The sequence below is a fragment of the Actinomadura scrupuli genome (assembly GCF_050971785.1).
GTDB lineage: Bacteria > Actinomycetota > Actinomycetes > Streptosporangiales > Streptosporangiaceae > Actinomadura_E > Actinomadura_E scrupuli.
Genome location: NZ_JBPCCU010000006.1, coordinates 446,639 through 464,778 on the forward strand (window position 1 = coordinate 446,639; position 18,140 = coordinate 464,778).

Here is an 18,140-nt window from a genome sequence, read left to right on the forward strand (position 1 = left end):
CCACCGGCGATGCAGACCTCGAACCGACCACGGACGCCGAGACACTGCGTCTGGCCGACGTCCCGCTACGCGCCGTGTTGCCAGAGCCGACTCGGCGCGCATAGAGAAGTCCCACACCCGACCGCCGGTGGTGAGATCGGCGTTGCGGTGTGGACCGTGTGGCCGGGATGCTGTGCGAGGAAGCGCCGTCGTGGTGGGCGGCGTGCACAAGTTGATCGACGGAGGTCGATGAACGTGGACGCATGCTCCTGTGGCGCCTCCATCTCCGCGGCGGTCGGCTTCGGTGCGGTCGAGGTGGTCCGCGACGACGACGTGGAGGCGCTCGAGGCGCTTTTCACCGGCCGGTTCGACCACGCTCGTTGTGACGCCGGTTGCGAACTCGGGATCCGTCCGACGGTGGTGTTCCAGCACGGTGCCGCTGACCTCGCGGTCGTCTCGGCCGGTGATCTCGCTGGTGCCGAACGGCTTCCTGAGACGGTTCGGGCGGCGCTCGGCGCGCCGACGGCGACCGTGGATCAGGTCGATGGCGTCGACGTGCTCAAGGCGCGGGTGGCGGACACGATCCGCGCGCGCATCGCTGAGATCGCCCCCGCCCTCGACTTCGGTACCGAACACCGATCGCCGGGCTCCGAACGCTTTTTCGGTGGGTACAGCGCCGCGGATCTGGAGTACCTGCTGAAGCATTGGCGCGTGTTCACCGCTCCGGTCTGGGCCGCGCTCGCGGTGATGGACGTCGTGCCTTCGGCAGCGGTCGAGCATGGTGGCGAGGGCGGTGCCGCCGGCCGGGCGGAGCAAGGGACGCCGGAGGAACGGCTCAACCGGTTCGCGCTTCTGCAGTCGATGGTCTGGATTTCGATGCTGGAAGCGTGGGCCAGGCACGACGCACCACCGAACCGTACGTTCGAGGACGACCTGCGCGCCTACGTCGACAGTGTGCCGCTGCTCGGCCGGTCTGTGGCGTTACTGGAGGAACAGCTTGAGGGACAGGAACTTCCGGAGGACTTCACCGACCTGATCCTGCGGTACCAGGCGGAGGCGGTCCGGGCCAGCCTGTGCGTCCGGTCGAACCCCACCGATTCCGTGGCATCGGACTGGGCGTGCGCCTTTCTTCTGCTCGAAGTCCAGATGCGGTCGTACGAGGTGGCAGACGCCGATTCACTCCTGCCCCGGGTATTGCTGGGCGTGGACCGCGTCCGGCGGCTTACCCACCCGGCCGCGCTGCAGGGAGCCGTCGCGGTGGTCTACCACGAGACCTTCGAAGGGGGAAAACTCACCGAAGAGACGAAGAAGGCCGTTGCGGTGGTGCAAGAGGTTCTTGCCGCGTTCGGGTACCCCGACTCACTCGCCTCGCCAATGGCCTTTCTCCAGTTGAAGGTTCCGCTGGACGAACTCGCCGATGCCCTGTTGCGTGTGATCGCGAAGGGCTCGGGCCACGACCCTCATCCATGGACGTCGATGGTCCAGCCACTCGTCGATGCCCGCCGTGGTGACGACCTGGACCGGGTGGTCGAGGGACTGCTCGCCGGAGCGCCAGATGACGCGGTCCGCGAGATCAGACTCTGGCATGCGGTCCGGGTGTCGGAGATGGCCGACTCGGAGCGGGTCCTCGCGATCCTGCACGACGCGTTCGGTGACGCGATCCTGCCGGGCGACAACGCCGGTGACGGGGAGCCCCTGATGCTGGTGGTCAGGGCGCTGCGTCAGCTCGACCGGCGAGCGGAGGCGCTGCGGCTGCTCGACAGAGCCGAAGGCCAGCCGGTCACCGACCGGAACACGGCGGAAAGCCTGATCGCGTTGCGGGCTCGATTGGTGCGGGAGACCGGCTCTCCGATGCGCGCGCTGCTTGTTCTGGAGGAGGCCTATCGGGAGAGCCGTGCTCCGACGCCTCCGTTGCTCGAGTCCCTGTCGATGACGTGCAGCCGGCTGGGACTGCACGCCGAAGCGGTCAGGTACGGCCGCGAGTCGTACCGGACCGCCATGACCGAACCCACCCGATGGAACTTCGCGCGGTACGCCGCGCAGGTCATGGTGGTAGAGGCCGCGGCCGGTGCCACACCGTCGCTGGATCTGCTGCGTGTGGCGCAGCGGGTCGATCTGCGGGCGGATCCGCAGACCGTGCTCCTGGCGGCACTCGCGGCGCTGGCGGGCGGGCTCGCGGATCTGGACTGGCCCGCACACGAGTTCCTGTTCGAGGTCGGCGAGTACGTCGATCTGGTCGTCGCCGAGAACGCCGAGGAGATGTCGGTGGTGTTCCTGGCGCTGCTGTTCGACGCCCGGCTCTGCGACGTGTACTTCACCGATCGTGCCGCCGAGGCGTGGTGGCGAGTCGCCGGACATCTGGCCCGGTACGGGAAGACCTCGCCCGAGGTGGCCCTTCGTCTCGCCCGGTACGCCATCCTCGAACAGCGGCCGTCCCGGATTCGGCCGCTGTTGAAGGCTTCGTTGAAGAACATGCTGATGCTCGTCGGTGACGTCGAGAGATTCGATGTCGGGGCGTACGCGGGCGGCGATCTGGTCCCGGCGGTGCAGGCACTCACCGACGCGGCCCTGCGGCACCGTCCGGATCGTCGCCGGTGGCGTCGCGGCAGCCGGCTGAGCCTGGCTGATCTGCGCCTGATCGCCGAGGTGGGCCGCGGCGCCACCGCTCGCCGGCTGACCGCACACGGACAGAGTGACCTCAAGGACCTCTTGGCACGTCGGGGACTCGACGACGCGGTCGCGGCACGTCTGGCACCGCGCACCGGACGGCTGGGCGTCCTCGAATGGGTCGCCGGTACTGATGACGTTTCGGCACTCATCACCACCGTGGACCATCGGGGCAAGGTCAGCGGCGAGCTCGTACCTATGCCGGACCTCGACCTGCGGGCGCTGGCGAATCGGTTGCGTTACCGCCTGGCCAACTGGCACGCCGGACGACGAGGGGATCCGTTCGGCGCACCGGGTTGGGAGACCCTCGGCGACTGGGCCCACCACCTCATCGAGCGGCATGTCGGCTCGGGCGACCACCTCGTCGTCATACCGCATCGGCTGTTCCCGCAGTTGCCGTGGCACGTCCTCATCGCCCGTGCCGGTCCGACGGCGTCCTACGAGCCGAGCTGGGCCGCCGTGCTCAGCAGCATCGCCGACCCGCCGCTGCGTCCGCACCACTGGCGCGAGGGAGTCGCGGTCGTACCGCGGGTGGCGGATCCACCGGCGGTGACCGAGGCGATGCAACGGTTTCTCGACGACATGAGCCCGCGGGCCGACAGCGCCGTCACCTGCCTCGGCGTGGACTGCGATCGCGCCGCGCTGAGCCGGATGCTGGAGTCCGTCGAGGTGGCATCGGTGCTGTGCCACGGCTTCACGAGTTCCGACGACGAGGCGATCGCACTCATGATCGCAGCGGACGGTGCGCTGCCGCTGGCCCACGCGGTGGCCGCGAACAGTACCGCCGGCCGCAGGCACCGCTTCGGGTGGCGGGAGAGCGGAGCGCTCGCCCGCACGCCGAAAGTGCTCTTCAGCGTCGCGTGCAGCTCCGCGACCACGCACGTCGTCGGAGCCGGTGAACACGTCGGCTTCTACAACGCGATGCGATCGATCGGCCTGCGGGCGTTCGTCGCGCCCCAGTGGGACGTCGTCGCCGCCGATGTGCTGCGCGTCGCCTCGCGAGCGACCAACCTGTTCATGGCCGGAGACACCGGTCTGGCGGTGTGCCTGGCGACCGCGGCCGACGAGGCGATGGCCGCCGGCACACCCGAATGGTCGGCTAGATCCTTGATACTGAACGGAGATTGGCGATGAGCCAGACCCTGGCGGACCTGCTCAACACCGCCGACGTCGACCGGGACAGCGTCCACCAGGCGGTGCGCTACTACCTCGGCGAGCGGCTCGACGACCTGCCCCCGGACGAGATGAGATCCGAGCTGGACGGCGCGGTGGGCGACGAGGCCGTCGACGCCCTGCTCCGGCAGCTCACCGACAGCGAGTCACTGCTGGACCAGGCGTCGCTGCTGTTCCTCACCTCCTCCTACGCCGAGCCGGGCGAGCGGGAAGTCGTGGCGGCGGCGATCGACCAGGCCAAAACAAAACTTCCGGTCGTCGAGGCCGGTCTGATCGCGTTGGTCTGCCTGTACGGCATGTATCTCGTGGCCACCGGGGGAGTCCGCAAGAGCGAGAAGTCGGTGGTCAGGAAGCCCGACGGTTCGTTCGAGGAACGGACCACGGTCGAATACAGCGAGCCCGGCAACCTCATCGGCGCCATCCTCGAGGTACTCCGGCGGACCAACGACCAGGCGCCATGAGCACCCCTGACACGTAGCGGGTCGGCACCAGGGGTCCTGGAGGTGGTCGTACCGGAGATCTCCAGGTACGCCCTTATGCGGCCAGGTCTGCCGGTTCCAGCCGTTCCCGGACCCGCATGCCGGAGGTCTTGTCGGTGCGGTGGTCGGGGTGGGGTCGGGGGTGGGTCTGGCCGAGTAGCGTGCCGCCGAGGGCCGTGGCGATGCCCAGCAGTTGGAGCGGCATGAGGGCCTGGCCGAGGGCCGCCCAGCCGAGGACTGCGGCGGACAGCGGGCTGAGCAGGCCGAGGAAGGCGACCGAGGTCGCGGGGAGGCGGGAGATCCCGCGGAACCAGAGCCAGTACGCGGCGGCGGTGCCGATGACGCCGAGGTAGAGGTAGCCGCCGACGGCCCGGCCGTCCAGGGTTGGAGGCGCACCCTCGATGAGCAGGGCGAGGGGGGCGAGCAGCAGGCCGCCGGCGGTGAGCTGCCAGCCGGTGAGGGTCAGCGCGCCGATGCCTTCCGGGCGGCCCCAGCGTTTGGTGAGCACGGTGCCGGCGGCCATGGAGGCGGCCCCGCCGAGTCCGGCGAGGATGCCGGTGGTGTCGAGGTGCGCGTCGGCGCGCAGGACGATCAGGTTCACGCCGAGCAGTCCGGTGAGGCCTGCGATCAGTTTGCGTGCCGTGGGCCGTTCGGCGAGAAGCAGGGCGGCGAAGGTGAGCGCGAACAGTGGTCCCACCGCGCCGAGTACGGCGGCGATCCCGCCGGGCAGCCGGTAGGCGGCCAGGAACAGCAGGGGGAAGAACGCGCCGATGTTCAGCGCGCCGAGCACCGCCGCCCGCCAGATCCACGCACCATGCGGCAGTACCCGGGTGATCGCCAGCAGCGCCAGCCCGGCCGGTAGTGCTCTCATCAGCGCGGTGAACAGCGGACGGTCGGGTGGCAGGAACTGGGTGGTGACCGCGTAGGTCGAGCCCCAGACGAGCGGGGTGAGCCCGGTGAGGGCCAGGTCGCGGGCGTTCGCCAGTGACGCGGTACGGGGTGCGGTGATGAGGACCATGTCGATCTCTCCTCATTGATAATCTCAACGTTGAGATAACAACACGGCGTGAACCTTAACGTCAAGTATCTTAACGTTCATCTTCTTTGTGCTGAGAGGATTGTCGATGAGTGACGCGGTGGACCTGGTGCTGGCCCAGTGGCGGCGGGAGCGGCCGGACCTGGACGCGTGGCCGATGGGAATCGTCGGGCGGATCTCCAGGCTGTCGCGGCTGCTGGACCGGGAGCTGAAGGAGTTCTTCGCCGGGCACGGCTTGGAGAACTGGGAGTTCGACGTGCTGGCCACGCTGCGCCGGTCCGGGCCGCCGTACGAACTCACCGCCGGCGCTCTGAACAAGGCGGCGATGGTGACGTCCGGGGCGATCACCAACCGGATCGACCGGATGGCGGCCAAGGGGCTGGTCGAGCGGGTACCGGGCCACGAGGACCGGCGGTCGGTGCGGGTCCGGCTGACCGAGCGGGGACTGGCGACGGTCGATGAACTGGTCGGGCTGCACGTCGCGAACGAGGTGCGCCTGCTGGCGACGCTCGGCCCGGATGAGCGGGATCGACTGGCGGGTACGCTGCGCGCGCTGCTGGAGTCGCTGGGCGACTCATCGCCGGAGTAGGACGGTTCCCCGTCGGCTCAGTGCACGGGTACCAATGCGTTCACTGGGTACCGTACGGCGGATTTCCCCGCACCCGTGCCATCCCGATGGCAGGCGGTTACGGGGTGAGTCCCACCCGATAGAGGGCGAGTGAGGCGAAACCGATCAGTGACCGGTCCCAGGGCAGCCGAACCGCTTCCGAGGTGAGGTCGGCGGCGTGGTCGCGTGCTTCGAGCAGCACTCCCAGCGCGAGGTCGGGCATTCGATCGCCGAGGCGCAGTGCCAAGGCGACGGCGGCCGTCAGCCTGACGACGACAGAGTCGGCCGTCAGCAGGCCGGCCAATCGTCGGTCGGTCTCCGGTGCCGCGGCGGCCAGGTAGGCCAAGGTCAGATTGGCGCTCGCACGGGCCGCCGCCCGGTCCCCGGTCTCCGGGATCGCGACCAGGGCCGCGACCGCCGCATCGGTCTCTGGGAACCAGGCCAGCAATTCCGCTGCCTGCGCCGCGACCACCGGATCAGGATCGGCGGTCCAATCCACGAACCGGTCGGCGAGGGCCGCCGTGGCGAGATAGGCGTCCCGTTCCCAGGCGACCGCGACCGCGTCGAAGATCTCCTCCCCTTCCTCCCCGTCTTCGGCACCTCCCCCGTACAGCCAGTCGAGCATCGCGGTGACGTCCCGGCCGGTGACCGCCTCGGCTTCGGCGAACTGTCGCTGCGCATCGAAAGGCAGCGCCGTGTCGTCACGGTCTCCGAGTCCGACGGCGCGCAACACCGACAGCACCGCGGGCCTGTCCGGAGTCCTGCGGTGATCGACGAGCGCGGCCAGGAACGGTAGGGCATGGCTGCTGGCCTGCCAGCGGGTCCCCTGGTGATAGATGTTCCCGGTCAGTTCATTGAGAGCGCCGGCGCGGTCCTCAGCATGGTCGGACAGCAGTGCTCTGAGCTGGGCGGGTACGTCGTCTGCCGGGCCGTAGGCGTGGTGGAGACGCGCCCAGTCGACGTGGTCGAGCCCGGCGAGCGGATCGGCGTCGGCTGCCCGGTGCCCCTGGCCGGTCATCGACACTCGCTCTCGAAGCCGAACCTCGCGCAGAAGTCCTCACCCGGAAGGTGCGCTCGCTCGATCCACTCCCAGAACCCATCCACGTCCATGCCGCCGGAGTATCGCAGTGCCCGCCGACAGAAAGCACGACTCCCGCGTTCGTCGCGGGTGCCCATGGCGAGTGCCGCGCGGCGAGGCGCACTAGTCGTCGAGTTCCAGGAAGAAGTCATCCTCGTCGGGCCGGGGGCGGTCGGAGTCGTCCCCCGACCGCTCGGCCGGAACCACCGAGGGCCCGTTGCCCTCGCGGTTCGGGCGGTCGGGTGGTGGCCCGCCCGGGCGGACACGCGGAACGATGGTCGCGTAGCTTCGCGTCTCACGGTCGCGATCCGGGCCGTCGAGGACGACCCCGGTGGTGCGTGTGCGCATGTCGGGGCTGCCCGAGTCCATGATCTGGCTCCGGTGGGCCTCGAACTGGTCCAGCTCCTCCTGGAGTTCGACCTCCAGGGCGGACTGCCAGGCCCGCACCTCCCGACGCCATTTCGCGGTCTCACCGGGGGTCACGCCTGGGAGACCACGGGTCTCCTCCAGCCGGGTCTGCCATGCCGTGATCGCGGCTTCGAGAGAGCGTGCTCGGGTGCGATGGTAGAACATCAGGTTGTAACGCGCCTGGTCGTCCAGCGTGCAGTGGGTGCGCACGTACTCCACGATCGCCTCGGCCATTCCGTCCTCTGTGAGCCGGCCACCACCATCGCGCAGCGCCTTGAGCCGGGCCGCGAGTGCCTCGACGTCGAGCTTCTTCTCGTCCGCGGGCCGCGTATCCAACGCGCTGAACGGGTCGGAGGTCTCGGGGAACATCTGGCGGGCGAGCAGGGTGAGCGCGGCGGCCCTGCTCCGTTCGAAGAACTCCTCCCGCATCTTGTCCCGGCCGTCCCGCTGTTCCTCCATCGCGACGGCCAGGTTCATGGCGTGCAGCCTGGCCTCCCGGCGCAGGGCCTCATCGAGCATCGGATCCATGAGGGGTTCGGGCGGTGCCGACCAGGGGACTTGGGCGTCCGTAAGGCGCGTCGTGCCCGCGGCGGACGCCGGTGCGGCACCGTCGCGGGGCGGACGCCGGGGCTCGTCCTCGGCCGCGTCCCGGAACATCAGCGACAGCAGGTACTGGGCCCTGTACCAGTGGAGGTCGTCCGGCGGGCCGTCGACGATGTGCTGAAGCCTGCGCGCGGACGGACGGACCCTCGGGTCGTCCCGGCGCCACTCGCGTTCCTGGAGCTGTTCGAGCGCGGCCAGGTTCACCGTGGCCGCATGGTTGCGCGGATCGCCGGCCGCCTTGGCGTACAGGGCCCTGGCGCGATCGAGGTTGCCTCGCTCCTGCCAGGCGTATCCGGCGGCGAACGCGATGTAGCTGTTCCAGTCGCGGGTGCCGCCCAGGGTGACGTCGGCCGGGTAGTACGTCAGGATGATCCACGCCGCAGCGGGCAGGGCGAGTGGCAGGTAGCTCTCGGGGGCGGACGGCGGAAACTGGATGTCCTCGGCCTTGATCATCCCGGAGCTCTCGCGCAGGCGGCCGTTCACCGTGTCGAGGGTCAGCACGACGGCGGTGTCGGGCAGCAGTGTGCCGTTGACCAGCCGGGCCCGGGAACCCATGAGCCCCGTCAGGAGGTTGATCAGGCCGCCGGCGAGCTTGCCGTGGGGGAGCGAGTCGGTGATGGTGCCGAGCTTGAACCGGTCCTCGTACGGCCCGGCCTGGTCGAGCCGGAGCCGCCTTCCGTCGGACATCCTCGCGGACTGGTCGGCCAGCCGGTGCAGTTCTGCCCGGATGAGCGCCCGCAGGGCGGTCGCCGCGCCCGCTATCGCACCGGGGTCATCCGGGTCGCTCTGGAAACCGGCGAGGAACGGCTGGATGTGAAGGCGCTTCTTCATGCGCAGGAGAAGGCTGATGACCAACAGCGCGAGGGCCGACTCCACCGTGAGTGCCACGGGCCGGGTGGCGGCGTGCAGAAGGCTACGGTGGAAGGGCGGGTGAAGGATCTCCTTGGCCTTGGCGTCCAAGGTGATCCCGGGGTCATGTTCTATGACCTTGCGCAGGACCTCGACCGCCGCCTTGTGGTAGCCCGCGCGCTCCAGCGCCTTGGCCAGCCGTACGCCTGGCCGGCCGATCGTCTGCGGGAGCAGGGCATCGGGGACGCGGAGTGTCGGTTCGGCCTTGAGCGCCTGCTCGATCTCGGCTTCGGCGTCGCTCCGCATGCCGAGCGCGACCATCTTCTCGGCCCGTATCAGCGCGGTGGAGGCGTCGAGTCCTCGGATCGCACACTTCGACTTCGGTGGACGTACGGCCGCATAGATCTTCTGGGCGCCGAGCGCGTCGCCTCTCTGCAGGGCGGCAAGGCCCTGGTCACAGGTCTCCCGCGCACCGGAGGCCGAGGCCGGGGCCGCGCCGAGGAGACAGACGAGGATCAGTGCGCACACCGACCACGCAAGGTTCGATAGTCGCTTCATCTGACGGCCTCTCCCGTCGCTGTGCCGGGCCCTTCGGCTCAGGCGGGCGGATACACGGTGCTCTGGACGATTTCGAGGACGACGACCGTCGCGTCGTCCCTGGTGCCGGCCATGAACGCGGCGTCGAGAACGTGCTGGGCGCACTCCTCGGCGGTCCGTCCGGTCTGTTCGGTGAGGAGGGCCGCCAGGCCTGTGTCGCCGAGTTCACGGGTGACGCCGTCGGTGCAGAGCAGGAATCGATCGCCCGGCTTCACCTGGGCCTGGTCCAGGCCGGGAGGCACGTCCGCGACCAGGCCGATGCCGCGCAGCAGGGTGTCGCCCGCGCTGTGCGGGGTGGTGAGCAGCCGGGGCGCGACGCCGTCCGCCCAGTGCCAGAGGGCGCCGTTGCCGACATGAGCGAACCGCAGCAGGGGTTCCCTGCCGTCGGTGTCGAGCAGTACCACGTCCAGTGTCGTGGCCATGCCCGCCAGCCTCGGGTCCCGCTGGGAGGCCCTGCGGACCATGCCGTTCGCGCTCGCCACACACCGGATGAGGGTTTCGCGGGCGTCCTCGGCGGGATGACCGCGTGCGGCCATTACCGCGCCCAGCGCGACGGCGGACGCGCTCGCGGCCGGCGGGGACGCACCCACCCCGTCCGCGACCGCGACCAGTCCCTCGGTGATCAGGTACCCGTCGCCGCTGGGCCGGCGGGTGCCGGGATTGGTCCGTGCGACGGCACGCAGCCGCAGGGTCTCCGTCCGCAGGGGAGTTCGCGCCGACCTGGGAGTCTCGGGTACGCCGGGCTCTGGGACCGGGTTCTCTTCTTCGCGGGTGTGCAGGTTCATCGCCCCCTCCTAGTGCCGGTCGTCGGCGGTGCCGACGTCGATGGCGGGGATTCTCGGCAGCAACGTGTAGAGCTCGTCCCGCGCTTGTACCAGGGACTGGACGACGGGCGTGCCCACGGGGATGCGGTGATCGGGAACGTAGCTGAGCCACCGGTCGACCAGGGCGCCGATCTCCGCGGGAACCTTGGAGACCAGAGCGTCCACCCGCGGCGGTCGTACATTGGCATGCATGAGCTGCTGCAGGCCGTAGTAGTCCGCGCGCTCGCCGAGCTTGCGCTCCATCGGAGCCTCACCCGTGACGAGCCAGTAGAAGACGGCCCCCACGCCGTACAGGTCGGCCAACGGGGTGTCCCAGCCCGGTTGCGCCCGTACGATCTGCTCAGGGCTGGCGTAGAACAGGGTGCCGCGCGGTACATGGGTGTAGCTGGCGTCCTGGTCCGCCCATCTGCGCGACAGGCCCCAGTCGATGATGCGGATCTGGTCGCCGTCCAGGACGAGGTTGCCCGGCTTGATGTCCAGATGGACGAAACCCGCCTGGCTCGCGGCTGCCAGCCCGTCCAGCACCTGAAGGACGACCTCGGCGCACCAGCGGAGTGTGCGGCGGCCTCCCGGCCCGTTGTCGCAGTAGCGGCCGAGACTTCCCGGCCGGTAGAGCGGCGACACCAGGAAGTAGAACCCGTTGTCCCGGCCGAAGTCGACGACCTCGCCGATGTTGGGATGCTCGACCTGCATCCGCACCTCCTTCTGGTGCGAACGCCGCTGCAGGAAACCGCTGGAGTTCAGGTTCTCCAGGCTCTCCTCCGGAATCGCCTTGAGCACGTACTGGGTGCCCGAGCCCTGGGCGACGTCGACGGCGAGCCAGAACACCGCGCCACTGCCGCCATCCGCTCCCGGGAAGGGACGGCGGCAGTCCCAGTCGCGGGCGCCGCGCAGCACGAGGCCCTGCGCGGCGGTGCCCATCTTGAAGACGAGGTCGTCCTCCAGATCGGGCGCCACGGGCGCGGGCATCTCCTGCTCGGCGACCGGCTCGAGGTCGTCGAGGTCGAATTCGGTGTCGTCCCAGGACCCGAATTCACCCTGGCTGGACGAACCGAACGGGTCGAAAGGCTCGAAGCCATTGCCCGCGTCGGGGGTGGGGGGCTTGCCGTGGTCGCTGTGCGCTTCGGCCGGCCGAGGCCGGAAGTCCCTCGCCGTGAAGCCGGGCATGTCACGCAGAGGCGACTGCGTCCGCCGCGCCGCCGCGCCGCTCCCGCCAGGCGTGGGGCCCGGCGGTATCGGGGTGGGAACGGCGCCCGGAAACGGGGGCGGAGGGACGTTGCCGCGCGGCCGGGAAGCGGCGGGGCCGGGTGCATCGTGCGAAAACGCGGCCGGCACCCGCTGGTCGCCGTTGGCGGCGTTCTCCGGCCGGGTGGCGTACGGCGTGGTCGACGGATTCCCGCCTCTCTTGAAGAGATCGATGAAGTAGGCCCGAAGCTGACGGAGTTCGAGTCTCGTCATGGCGTTCTGACGGAAGCGCTCCACTTGTTCGGCACCCTCGATGCGGAGACGGTCGAGCCGTTGGCGGCTCTCGATCTCCAGCAGCCGGTTCTCCCGGTCGCCGTTGGACAGGGCACGGCGCAACTCGTCGTCGTCGCGGTCCTGCTGGAGCTGCTCGTCGTCACGCCTGAACTGCTTGCGTACCTGGAGCCGGACCCGGCGTCGCAGCACCAGGTCCTCGCCGCGGATCTGGTCCTCGTAGGCGTCGGCCCGCGAAGAGATCTTCAGTAGCAGGGGTGCGAGGTCGATGCCCAGGAGCAGCAGCGACAGCATGATCCGCCAGAACGCGATCGACGGGTGCTCCAGCGTGAGGGCCCAGAATGCCTCCTCGCGCGACAGCATGTCGTTGGCGTCGTCGATGTCGGCATCGGTCCGCCGGAGAGCACCGGCCCGGGCGTTCGCCAGTCTGGTGATCTCCGGTGAGTTGACCGCGGTGATGCGCTTGGCCTCCTTGTCCGCGGACTGCCACTTGCCGAAGGCGGCGTCCTGCGCCTGTTTCGCGGCCTTCGCCTGAGGGCCGTTTCCGGCGGGGACGCCCTTGCAGCTGCGGCCGCCGTAGAGCTGGCAGGTCAACTCGTCGCGTGCGCTGTTGTAGTCGGTGAGCCGAGCAGTGACCAGGGTCTCCGCATCGTCGATCGCCTTTTGCAGCTTGGCGATGCGATCGCCGTAGTCCTTGGTGATCCCCTTGGACGCCTCGCTCCTCTCGGTGGCGTGCATGACGGTCACCTGCGCCTGGATCCGCGTGGAGAATATCTGCAGCATGACGGCCTCGCCCATGAGCACCGAGGCGCAAATCGCGATCATCAAACGGATGACCAGTGCCCGCCGCGATTTCTTGGGCGGACTGAAGTCGAGGTCGTCGGACGCCCCCGTCGGCGGCTCCCCCCAGGGCGCGATATGACTGATGATCGACCGGTCGATGAAGAACACGAAGCCCGAGAAGAACAGCCCGAACCACATCACCTTGGCGAAAGGCTGGTTCAGCCCGAGTGCCGCGATGGCGGTGGCCGCGTAGCAGGCCTGCCCCATCGTCAGCAGCATCAGGGCACCCATGGTGACGTACCGTTGCCGGCTCGCCTCGGGCATCTTCTGCAGGTTCGCCCCGGTCAGGAAGACAAGGAAGTCCCCCACCGGTCTCCGCGACCTGACGCTCCTGTCCCCCCGTTGTCCGTTCATAGGACCATCACCGCCCTGAGTTCCGCACCGACACCGTTGGCGCCCACCCGTTTTCCCGATCCCTCGCGGATCGTCGACTATGAGACGCGTCAGTAGAGGCGGAGGTTTTACGAAAAGCCGGATTCTCGCGTTGATTTCAGATTTCGCGGAGTGAAACTACTGTGCGGTCACAGAAAGGCATCTATTTCGTGTGACGAGGCCCGAGCCCGCATAATTTATCTGTGCATATATGTCAATCCCGGACTTCCGGGGTCCCCGCCCGGCAAATCACTACGAATGCACGTAAAACGGCCACCGTGCCGGGTCGCGGGCCCCGCGGTCGTTCCGTCAGCACCCGCCGCGCTTCTGGGCCAGGCGCTTGAACTCCTCGACGGTCAGGAGCTCGTACACGTCGTGGTCGGCGGGCTTCGCCGGGTCGACCCGGGCGAGGATCGTGGCGGGTCCCCGTGGCCGCAGCCGCTCCGTGGTGAAGACGACGGCGTCGGTGGTGTAGTCGTTGTCGGAGCTGCCCGCGTACACGCGATATTCGCGGGAAGACGTGATCGTGAACGCCGAGGGCTTCGCGGTCCAGCCGGCCGGCAAGGCCGTCAGCGGGATCTCCGCATAGGTGCCGGAGGGCTTCGGTCCGGTGAAGTGCACTGTCGTGTCCGCGTTGTCAGGGTTGCGCTCGTTGTGGTCGTACAGGACGAGGGCGCTCGGTGGCTTGCCGGGGCACCACGCGACCACGGCGGCCGGCCGGCCGGCGGCGTCGAGGGTCATGCCGGTGGCCCCGCGGCGTACGGGGCTGCAGGCGGTGAGCATGGGCACGCCGGTCGCGGCGATGAGCGCGACGGCCAACGTCCTTCTCATATACGGGCTCATATACGGGCGCATACATAGTGGACACGCGAGCCGCCCGAAAGGCTCACGCGAGCGCTCGGTGCCGTCCTTCCCGAGCGCCCATCAGACCCGCAAGACCGCATGGGCGGGAATTCGCGTTGCGTGGGCTGCGCCCGCTCGGGCAGAGTGCCGACATGTCGGAAACGGTCGGTGAGCCGCGCAGTGTCGAGGAGGCCCGCGCCTGTGAGGAGCGCGGCGAGCGGTTGAAGTACGTCTTCTTCTGGGGCCATCAGGCGGCGCGGCCGGGGCGGATCGACAAGTCCTGCCTGAGCCAGTGGTCGGAGCACCCCTTCACGGTCGAGGGCGTCACCTACCGCACCGCCGAGCACTGGATGATGGCGGGCAAGGCCCGGCTGTTCGGTGATGAGGAGGTCCTCGCCCGAATCGTCGCGGCCCCGCATCCGAAGGCCGCCAAGGACTTGGGGCGGCGGGTGCGCGGGTACGACGAGGAGACCTGGGCCGCCCACCGATCCGACATCGTCACGGCCGGCAACGTCGCGAAGTTCGGCCAGGACCCCGCGCTGAAGGAGTACCTGCTCGGCACCGGCGGACGCGTACTGGTGGAGGCCAGCCCACTCGACCGGATCTGGGGTATCGGGCTGCCGGCCGATGATGAGCGTGCGGTCCGGCCGTCGCAGTGGCGTGGCCTCAATCTGCTCGGCTTCGCGCTGATGCGGGCCCGGGCCGATCTGTCGGCCGCCACCCGGTAGGGGCTCGTAGGCGACAGGTGCGTGGCAACCGGTTTGTCACGATGGGGGGACATCCGTACGCGCGGGGGGCTATGTAGAGTCCGAGCTATGTCGGATACGCCGCGGATGACGTTGCAGGTTCAGACGGTGCTGCGCGTGCTGCTGGACGATCCCGCCCGGGACCGTTACGGCCTGGACCTGTGCGCGGAGACCGGGTTGCCGAGCGGGACGGTCTATCCGATCCTGGCCCGGCTGGAGCTCCTCGGCTGGGTGGAGAGCCGGTGGGAGGAGCCGGAGGTGCATGTGAGCGGGCACCGTCCGCGGCGCCGCTACTACACGATCACCGGTGACGGTGCCGTACGGGCCCGTACCGCGATCGCGCAGGCGTACCGGTCCCGCAGGCAGCCCGTCCCCGGCTGGCTGCACCGGCCGGGCACCGCGGGGAGCCCGTCATGACCGGGCGAGCCGATGCCTCCCTGGAGCCACTGCTCCAGGTGCTGCCCCGCACGCTGACGGCCGAGCAGGCCCGGCTCATCGAGCGCGCCTACACGGTGGCGGCCTACTGGCACCGCGACCAGACGCGCCGCAGCGGCGACCCGTACATCACCCATCCGGTGGCCGTCGCCACGATCCTGGCCGAGCTGGGCGGCGATCACGAGCTGTTGTGCGCGGCGTTGCTGCACGACGTGCTGGAGGACACCGCCTGTACGCGCGCGCAACTGGCGGCCGAGTTCAGCGAGCCGATCACTGAACTGGTGACGGGCCTGCGCGCGCTCGAGGAGTCGGGCCGGCTGGACGCCTGTACCGACGAGCGGGTCCTGATCCTCAAGCTGGCCGACCGGCTGCACAACCTGCGGACGTTGCGTTTCCTGCCGCCGGACCGGCGGCGGCTGAAGGCCCAGCAGACCCTGGAGGTGCTCGCGCCGCTGGCCGGGCGGCTCGGCCTGGACCAGATCCGCCGGGAGCTGGAGACGCTCGCCAAGGCCGGCCTGGCCGGCCCGGGCCAGAGCGGGGTGCGGCTGTCCTTCCACGCCCTCACCGCCGGCGCCGTGCTGCTGCCACGGCACAGCCGGGCCCGGTGGCTGGAGGAATGGCTCAGCGATCTCCATGAGCTCCCCGACCGGCGCAGCCGTACCCGCTTCGCGACCCAGTTGCTGGCGGGGATGCCCCGGCTGGCGGTGGCGCTGCGGTCGGCGACGGGCCTCCCCGACCTGGCCATCGCCGCGGCGCTCCGGGTCATCGGCTGGGTGCTCGGCTCACACGCCCGGGTGTGGGCACTGCTCACTCCGCTCGTCGCCTGGATGACCCTGCAGGCGGCGGCGAGCGGCCCGGCGGATGCGGTGGCGGTCCTCATCACCGTGCCGCCCGTCCTCGGTGCCGGGGTCCGGGCGGCCCGCGACCGGCTCCGCGCATCCGACCGGGACAACGACCCGTGATCAGGAGCGAGCGCACGACGGCGCGTCAGGCCGAACGTTCGGTGCTCCCGATCCGCGGGAACGGCGTGGTGGAGAAGATCACCTCCACGGGCACCTCGAAGTGCTCCGCGATCCGCAGCGCCAGGTAGAGGCTGGGGCTGTACTCCCCGCGTTCGAGGTAGCCGATCGTCTGGTAGTGGACGCCCAGCGCGTCGGCGAGCTGCCGGCGGGAGATTCCCCTTTCCGCGCGCAGCATCGCGATGCGGTTGTGGATGGTTTCGCTCATCGCGGCATCATCTTCTCAGGCGAAGCGCTGTAGCGCTTGCCGGCGCCGGGCGTCCATGGCGGAGCCGGACTCCTTGCGGGCCATGCGGCGCAGGATCCGGGGGGCGAGGAGGAGACCGATGAGCGCCCACGCCCCGAGCACCGCGAGTGTCTCCAGATGCCGCCACGACGCGCCGATCTCCACCGCCGCCGCGGAGTCCGGCAGGAAGGCCGAGCGCATGCCGAGCCCGAGCCAGTAGATCGGGAACGCCTGGGCGATCGCCTGGACCCACCCGGGCAGCGCGAAGATCGGATAGAAGATCCCGGAGATCGCGGTCACCCCCATGGTCGGGAGCATCACCAGACCGAAGACGGTCTGCGGGCTCTTGGCCAGCGAGCCGATGATCGCGCCGAGGGGCAGGGTGGCGAGCAGTCCCAGGGCGAGCACCCAGAGGCAGGTCAGCCATCCGCCCGGATCGGTGCCGGCGAGTTCGGGGACCAGGAACAGCGCCGGAACGAGGATGATCACCAGGCTGAGCAGTGCGCCGAGGGACACCGACACGATCCGGCCCGTGAGATAACCGGCGATGCCGTTCGGTACCGCCTTGGCCCGCAGCAGCGTGCCGTCCTCCCGTTCGACCGCCAGCGCTCCGGCGGCGCCCTGGAGCCCGCCGAGGGCGACCATCATGCCGAGAATGCCCGGCAGCACCGAGAACGCCAGGGACACCTCGGTCCCCTTGACCGTCGAGTCCCGCTGGAAGTACAGAACGACCACGAAAGCCACGGCGACGAAGACGTACCAGAAGATGTCCTGCACCGAGGTCAGGGTCTGGCGGAACTCACGCCACCCGCGAGACAGCCCGAGCCGGGCGGCGTACAGGGTCGGATTCATCGGCCGGCCTCCTGGAACTCCGCCACCGCTTCCACGGACCGGCCGGTCTCGTGCCGGGCGACCATCGCCATGTAGGTGTCCTCCAGACTCGCCCGGCTCACTTCCAGGTCGGCGATCCGGTCACCGTGCTGGGTGAACAGGTCCCGGACGAACCGGGTGGCGTCGTCGGTGGCGTGCACGTAGTGCTCGCCGTCCCGGCTCCAGCGGACCTGGGCCCGGCTGGACACCTGCCGGGCGAGCCGGTCGGCGCTGCCGTCGGCGACGATCCTGCCGCCGGCCAGGATGAGGATGCGGTCGGCGAGCTTCTCGGCCTCGTCGAGATCGTGCGTGGTGAGCAGGATCGTGGTGCCCTCCAGGTCGGACAGGCGATGCACCACGTCGTGGAAGTCCCGCCGTGCCTGCGGGTCGAAGCCGACGGTGGGCTCGTCGAGGAACAGCACCTCGGGCCGGCCGACGATGCCGATCGCCACGTCCAGCCGGCGGCGCTGCCCACCCGACAGCGAGGAGATCTTCTGGTTCGCCTGATCGCCCAGCCCGACCATCTCGATCAGCTCCCCCGCGTCAATGGGGCGTTCGCGCCCCGCGGTGGAGTACGGCGCGTAGTACCTGCCGAGGTCGTGCAGCAGCTCCCGCACCTTCCACCGGCCGTGGTCGCGCCATGACTGGAGCACGACGCCGAGACGCGCCCGCCAGCGCTCGTCCCCGTCCGCCGGGTCGATCCCGAGGACGCCGACCTCGCCGGCCGAGCGCATCCGGAAGCCCTCCAGGATCTCGATCGTGGTGGTCTTGCCGGCCCCGTTCGGCCCCAGCAGGACGAGCACCTCGCCACGGTGAGCGGTGAACTCGACCCCGTCGAGCACGTCCACCGGGCCGTACCGCATGCGCAGGCCACGGACGTCGATCACCGCGTCCTCGCCCCGGCGCCCCGCGCCCCGGGGTGGATCACCCAACTCCCTCACCACGGTCATGACCCGCTACCTTCCGTCCGACTCCTCTTCCGGAAGATAGCAGACGTACTATCTATCGCA

Annotated in this window: 15 protein-coding genes; 6 read left to right on the forward strand and 9 right to left on the reverse strand. The window is 69.7% G+C overall.

Annotated features, from left to right (window positions below):
* Positions 1–228: 228 nt before the first annotated feature.
* Positions 229–3,780 carry a hypothetical protein gene (locus ACRYCC_RS27660; RefSeq protein ID WP_433816617.1) on the forward strand — a complete coding sequence of 1,184 codons (3,552 nt, stop codon included), beginning with the start codon at positions 229–231 and terminating at the stop codon, positions 3,778–3,780.
* Positions 3,777–4,280: a hypothetical protein gene (locus ACRYCC_RS27665; RefSeq protein ID WP_433816618.1), complete on the forward strand. Its 504-nt coding sequence runs from the start codon at positions 3,777–3,779 to the stop codon at positions 4,278–4,280. Before ACRYCC_RS27660 ends, ACRYCC_RS27665 begins: the two co-directional genes overlap by 4 nt.
* 73 nt (positions 4,281–4,353) lie before the next feature.
* On the opposite strand, the gene ACRYCC_RS27670 is transcribed toward ACRYCC_RS27665, so the two are convergent.
* The gene (locus ACRYCC_RS27670) at positions 4,354–5,316 is read right to left on the reverse strand and encodes an EamA family transporter (RefSeq protein WP_433816619.1); all 963 of its coding nucleotides are present in this window, start codon (positions 5,314–5,316) and stop codon (positions 4,354–4,356) included.
* A 106-nt stretch (positions 5,317–5,422) separates the two neighbouring features.
* Between ACRYCC_RS27670 and ACRYCC_RS27675 the strand changes: the two genes are divergently transcribed.
* Positions 5,423–5,923 (forward strand): MarR family winged helix-turn-helix transcriptional regulator, encoded by a 501-nt coding sequence (locus ACRYCC_RS27675; protein ID WP_433816620.1) that lies wholly within the window; start codon positions 5,423–5,425, stop codon positions 5,921–5,923.
* Positions 5,924–6,020: 97 nt separating this feature from the next.
* On the opposite strand, the gene ACRYCC_RS27680 is transcribed toward ACRYCC_RS27675, so the two are convergent.
* From ACRYCC_RS27680 to ACRYCC_RS27700, 5 genes are all read right to left on the reverse strand, one after another.
* Entirely contained in the window at positions 6,021–6,959 is a 939-nt protein-coding gene (locus ACRYCC_RS27680; RefSeq protein ID WP_433816621.1) for a hypothetical protein, read from the reverse strand.
* A gap of 183 nt (positions 6,960–7,142) precedes the next feature.
* Complete coding sequence (locus ACRYCC_RS27685) at positions 7,143–9,437, reverse strand: hypothetical protein (RefSeq protein ID WP_433816622.1); 2,295 nt, start codon at positions 9,435–9,437, stop codon at positions 7,143–7,145.
* Positions 9,438–9,475: 38 nt separating this feature from the next.
* A complete protein-coding gene (locus ACRYCC_RS27690; RefSeq protein ID WP_433816623.1) occupies positions 9,476–10,261 on the reverse strand; it encodes a PP2C family protein-serine/threonine phosphatase in 786 nt (261 codons plus the stop codon).
* 9 nt (positions 10,262–10,270) lie between these two features.
* Positions 10,271–12,928: a DUF4407 domain-containing protein gene (locus ACRYCC_RS27695; protein WP_433816624.1), complete on the reverse strand. Its 2,658-nt coding sequence runs from the start codon at positions 12,926–12,928 to the stop codon at positions 10,271–10,273.
* A 372-nt stretch (positions 12,929–13,300) separates the two neighbouring features.
* Entirely contained in the window at positions 13,301–13,822 is a 522-nt protein-coding gene (locus ACRYCC_RS27700) for a hypothetical protein (protein WP_433816625.1), read from the reverse strand.
* Between the two features lie 164 nt (positions 13,823–13,986).
* Between ACRYCC_RS27700 and ybiA the strand changes: the two genes are divergently transcribed.
* The 3 genes from ybiA to ACRYCC_RS27715 all read left to right on the forward strand — a co-directional run bounded on the left by ybiA (position 13,987) and on the right by ACRYCC_RS27715 (position 15,977).
* The gene (gene ybiA, locus ACRYCC_RS27705; protein WP_433816626.1) at positions 13,987–14,562 is read left to right on the forward strand and encodes a riboflavin biosynthesis intermediates N-glycosidase; all 576 of its coding nucleotides are present in this window, start codon (positions 13,987–13,989) and stop codon (positions 14,560–14,562) included.
* Positions 14,563–14,667: 105 nt separating this feature from the next.
* Positions 14,668–14,997 (forward strand): PadR family transcriptional regulator, encoded by a 330-nt coding sequence (locus ACRYCC_RS27710; protein WP_433816627.1) that lies wholly within the window; start codon positions 14,668–14,670, stop codon positions 14,995–14,997.
* Positions 14,994–15,977, forward strand: coding sequence for an HD domain-containing protein (locus tag ACRYCC_RS27715; RefSeq protein ID WP_433816628.1), 984 nt, complete (start codon positions 14,994–14,996; stop codon positions 15,975–15,977). Before ACRYCC_RS27710 ends, ACRYCC_RS27715 begins: the two co-directional genes overlap by 4 nt.
* 25 nt (positions 15,978–16,002) lie before the next feature.
* Here ACRYCC_RS27715 and ACRYCC_RS27720 read toward each other — a convergent pair whose 3' ends face one another.
* From ACRYCC_RS27720 to ACRYCC_RS27730, 3 genes are read right to left on the reverse strand one after another with little or no spacing between them, the layout of a single operon-like run.
* The gene (locus ACRYCC_RS27720; RefSeq protein WP_433816629.1) at positions 16,003–16,242 is read right to left on the reverse strand and encodes a helix-turn-helix transcriptional regulator; all 240 of its coding nucleotides are present in this window, start codon (positions 16,240–16,242) and stop codon (positions 16,003–16,005) included.
* 15 nt (positions 16,243–16,257) lie between these two features.
* Complete coding sequence (locus ACRYCC_RS27725; protein ID WP_433816630.1) at positions 16,258–17,112, reverse strand: ABC transporter permease; 855 nt, start codon at positions 17,110–17,112, stop codon at positions 16,258–16,260.
* Positions 17,109–18,080, reverse strand: coding sequence for an ABC transporter ATP-binding protein (locus ACRYCC_RS27730; RefSeq protein ID WP_433816631.1), 972 nt, complete (start codon positions 18,078–18,080; stop codon positions 17,109–17,111). Before ACRYCC_RS27730 ends, ACRYCC_RS27725 begins: the two co-directional genes overlap by 4 nt.
* Positions 18,081–18,140: the final 60 nt, after the last annotated feature.

What these genes read in the sequence shown, in the direction of transcription:
- ACRYCC_RS27660 (WP_433816617.1), top strand. Translation starts at nt 229, where the DNA reads ATGAACGTGGACGCATGCTCCTGTGGCGCCTCCATCTCCGCGGCGGTC.
- ACRYCC_RS27665 (WP_433816618.1), top strand. Translation starts at nt 3,777, where the DNA reads ATGAGCCAGACCCTGGCGGACCTGCTCAACACCGCCGACGTCGACCGG.
- ACRYCC_RS27670 (WP_433816619.1), bottom strand. Translation starts at nt 5,316, where the DNA reads ATGGTCCTCATCACCGCACCCCGTACCGCGTCACTGGCGAACGCCCGC.
- ACRYCC_RS27675 (WP_433816620.1), top strand. Translation starts at nt 5,423, where the DNA reads ATGAGTGACGCGGTGGACCTGGTGCTGGCCCAGTGGCGGCGGGAGCGG.
- ACRYCC_RS27680 (WP_433816621.1), bottom strand. Translation starts at nt 6,959, where the DNA reads ATGACCGGCCAGGGGCACCGGGCAGCCGACGCCGATCCGCTCGCCGGG.
- ACRYCC_RS27685 (WP_433816622.1), bottom strand. Translation starts at nt 9,437, where the DNA reads ATGAAGCGACTATCGAACCTTGCGTGGTCGGTGTGCGCACTGATCCTC.
- ACRYCC_RS27690 (WP_433816623.1), bottom strand. Translation starts at nt 10,261, where the DNA reads ATGAACCTGCACACCCGCGAAGAAGAGAACCCGGTCCCAGAGCCCGGC.
- ACRYCC_RS27700 (WP_433816625.1), bottom strand. Translation starts at nt 13,822, where the DNA reads ATGAGAAGGACGTTGGCCGTCGCGCTCATCGCCGCGACCGGCGTGCCC.
- ybiA (WP_433816626.1), top strand. Translation starts at nt 13,987, where the DNA reads ATGTCGGAAACGGTCGGTGAGCCGCGCAGTGTCGAGGAGGCCCGCGCC.
- ACRYCC_RS27710 (WP_433816627.1), top strand. Translation starts at nt 14,668, where the DNA reads ATGACGTTGCAGGTTCAGACGGTGCTGCGCGTGCTGCTGGACGATCCC.
- ACRYCC_RS27715 (WP_433816628.1), top strand. Translation starts at nt 14,994, where the DNA reads ATGACCGGGCGAGCCGATGCCTCCCTGGAGCCACTGCTCCAGGTGCTG.
- ACRYCC_RS27720 (WP_433816629.1), bottom strand. Translation starts at nt 16,242, where the DNA reads ATGAGCGAAACCATCCACAACCGCATCGCGATGCTGCGCGCGGAAAGG.
- ACRYCC_RS27725 (WP_433816630.1), bottom strand. Translation starts at nt 17,112, where the DNA reads ATGAATCCGACCCTGTACGCCGCCCGGCTCGGGCTGTCTCGCGGGTGG.
- ACRYCC_RS27730 (WP_433816631.1), bottom strand. Translation starts at nt 18,080, where the DNA reads ATGACCGTGGTGAGGGAGTTGGGTGATCCACCCCGGGGCGCGGGGCGC.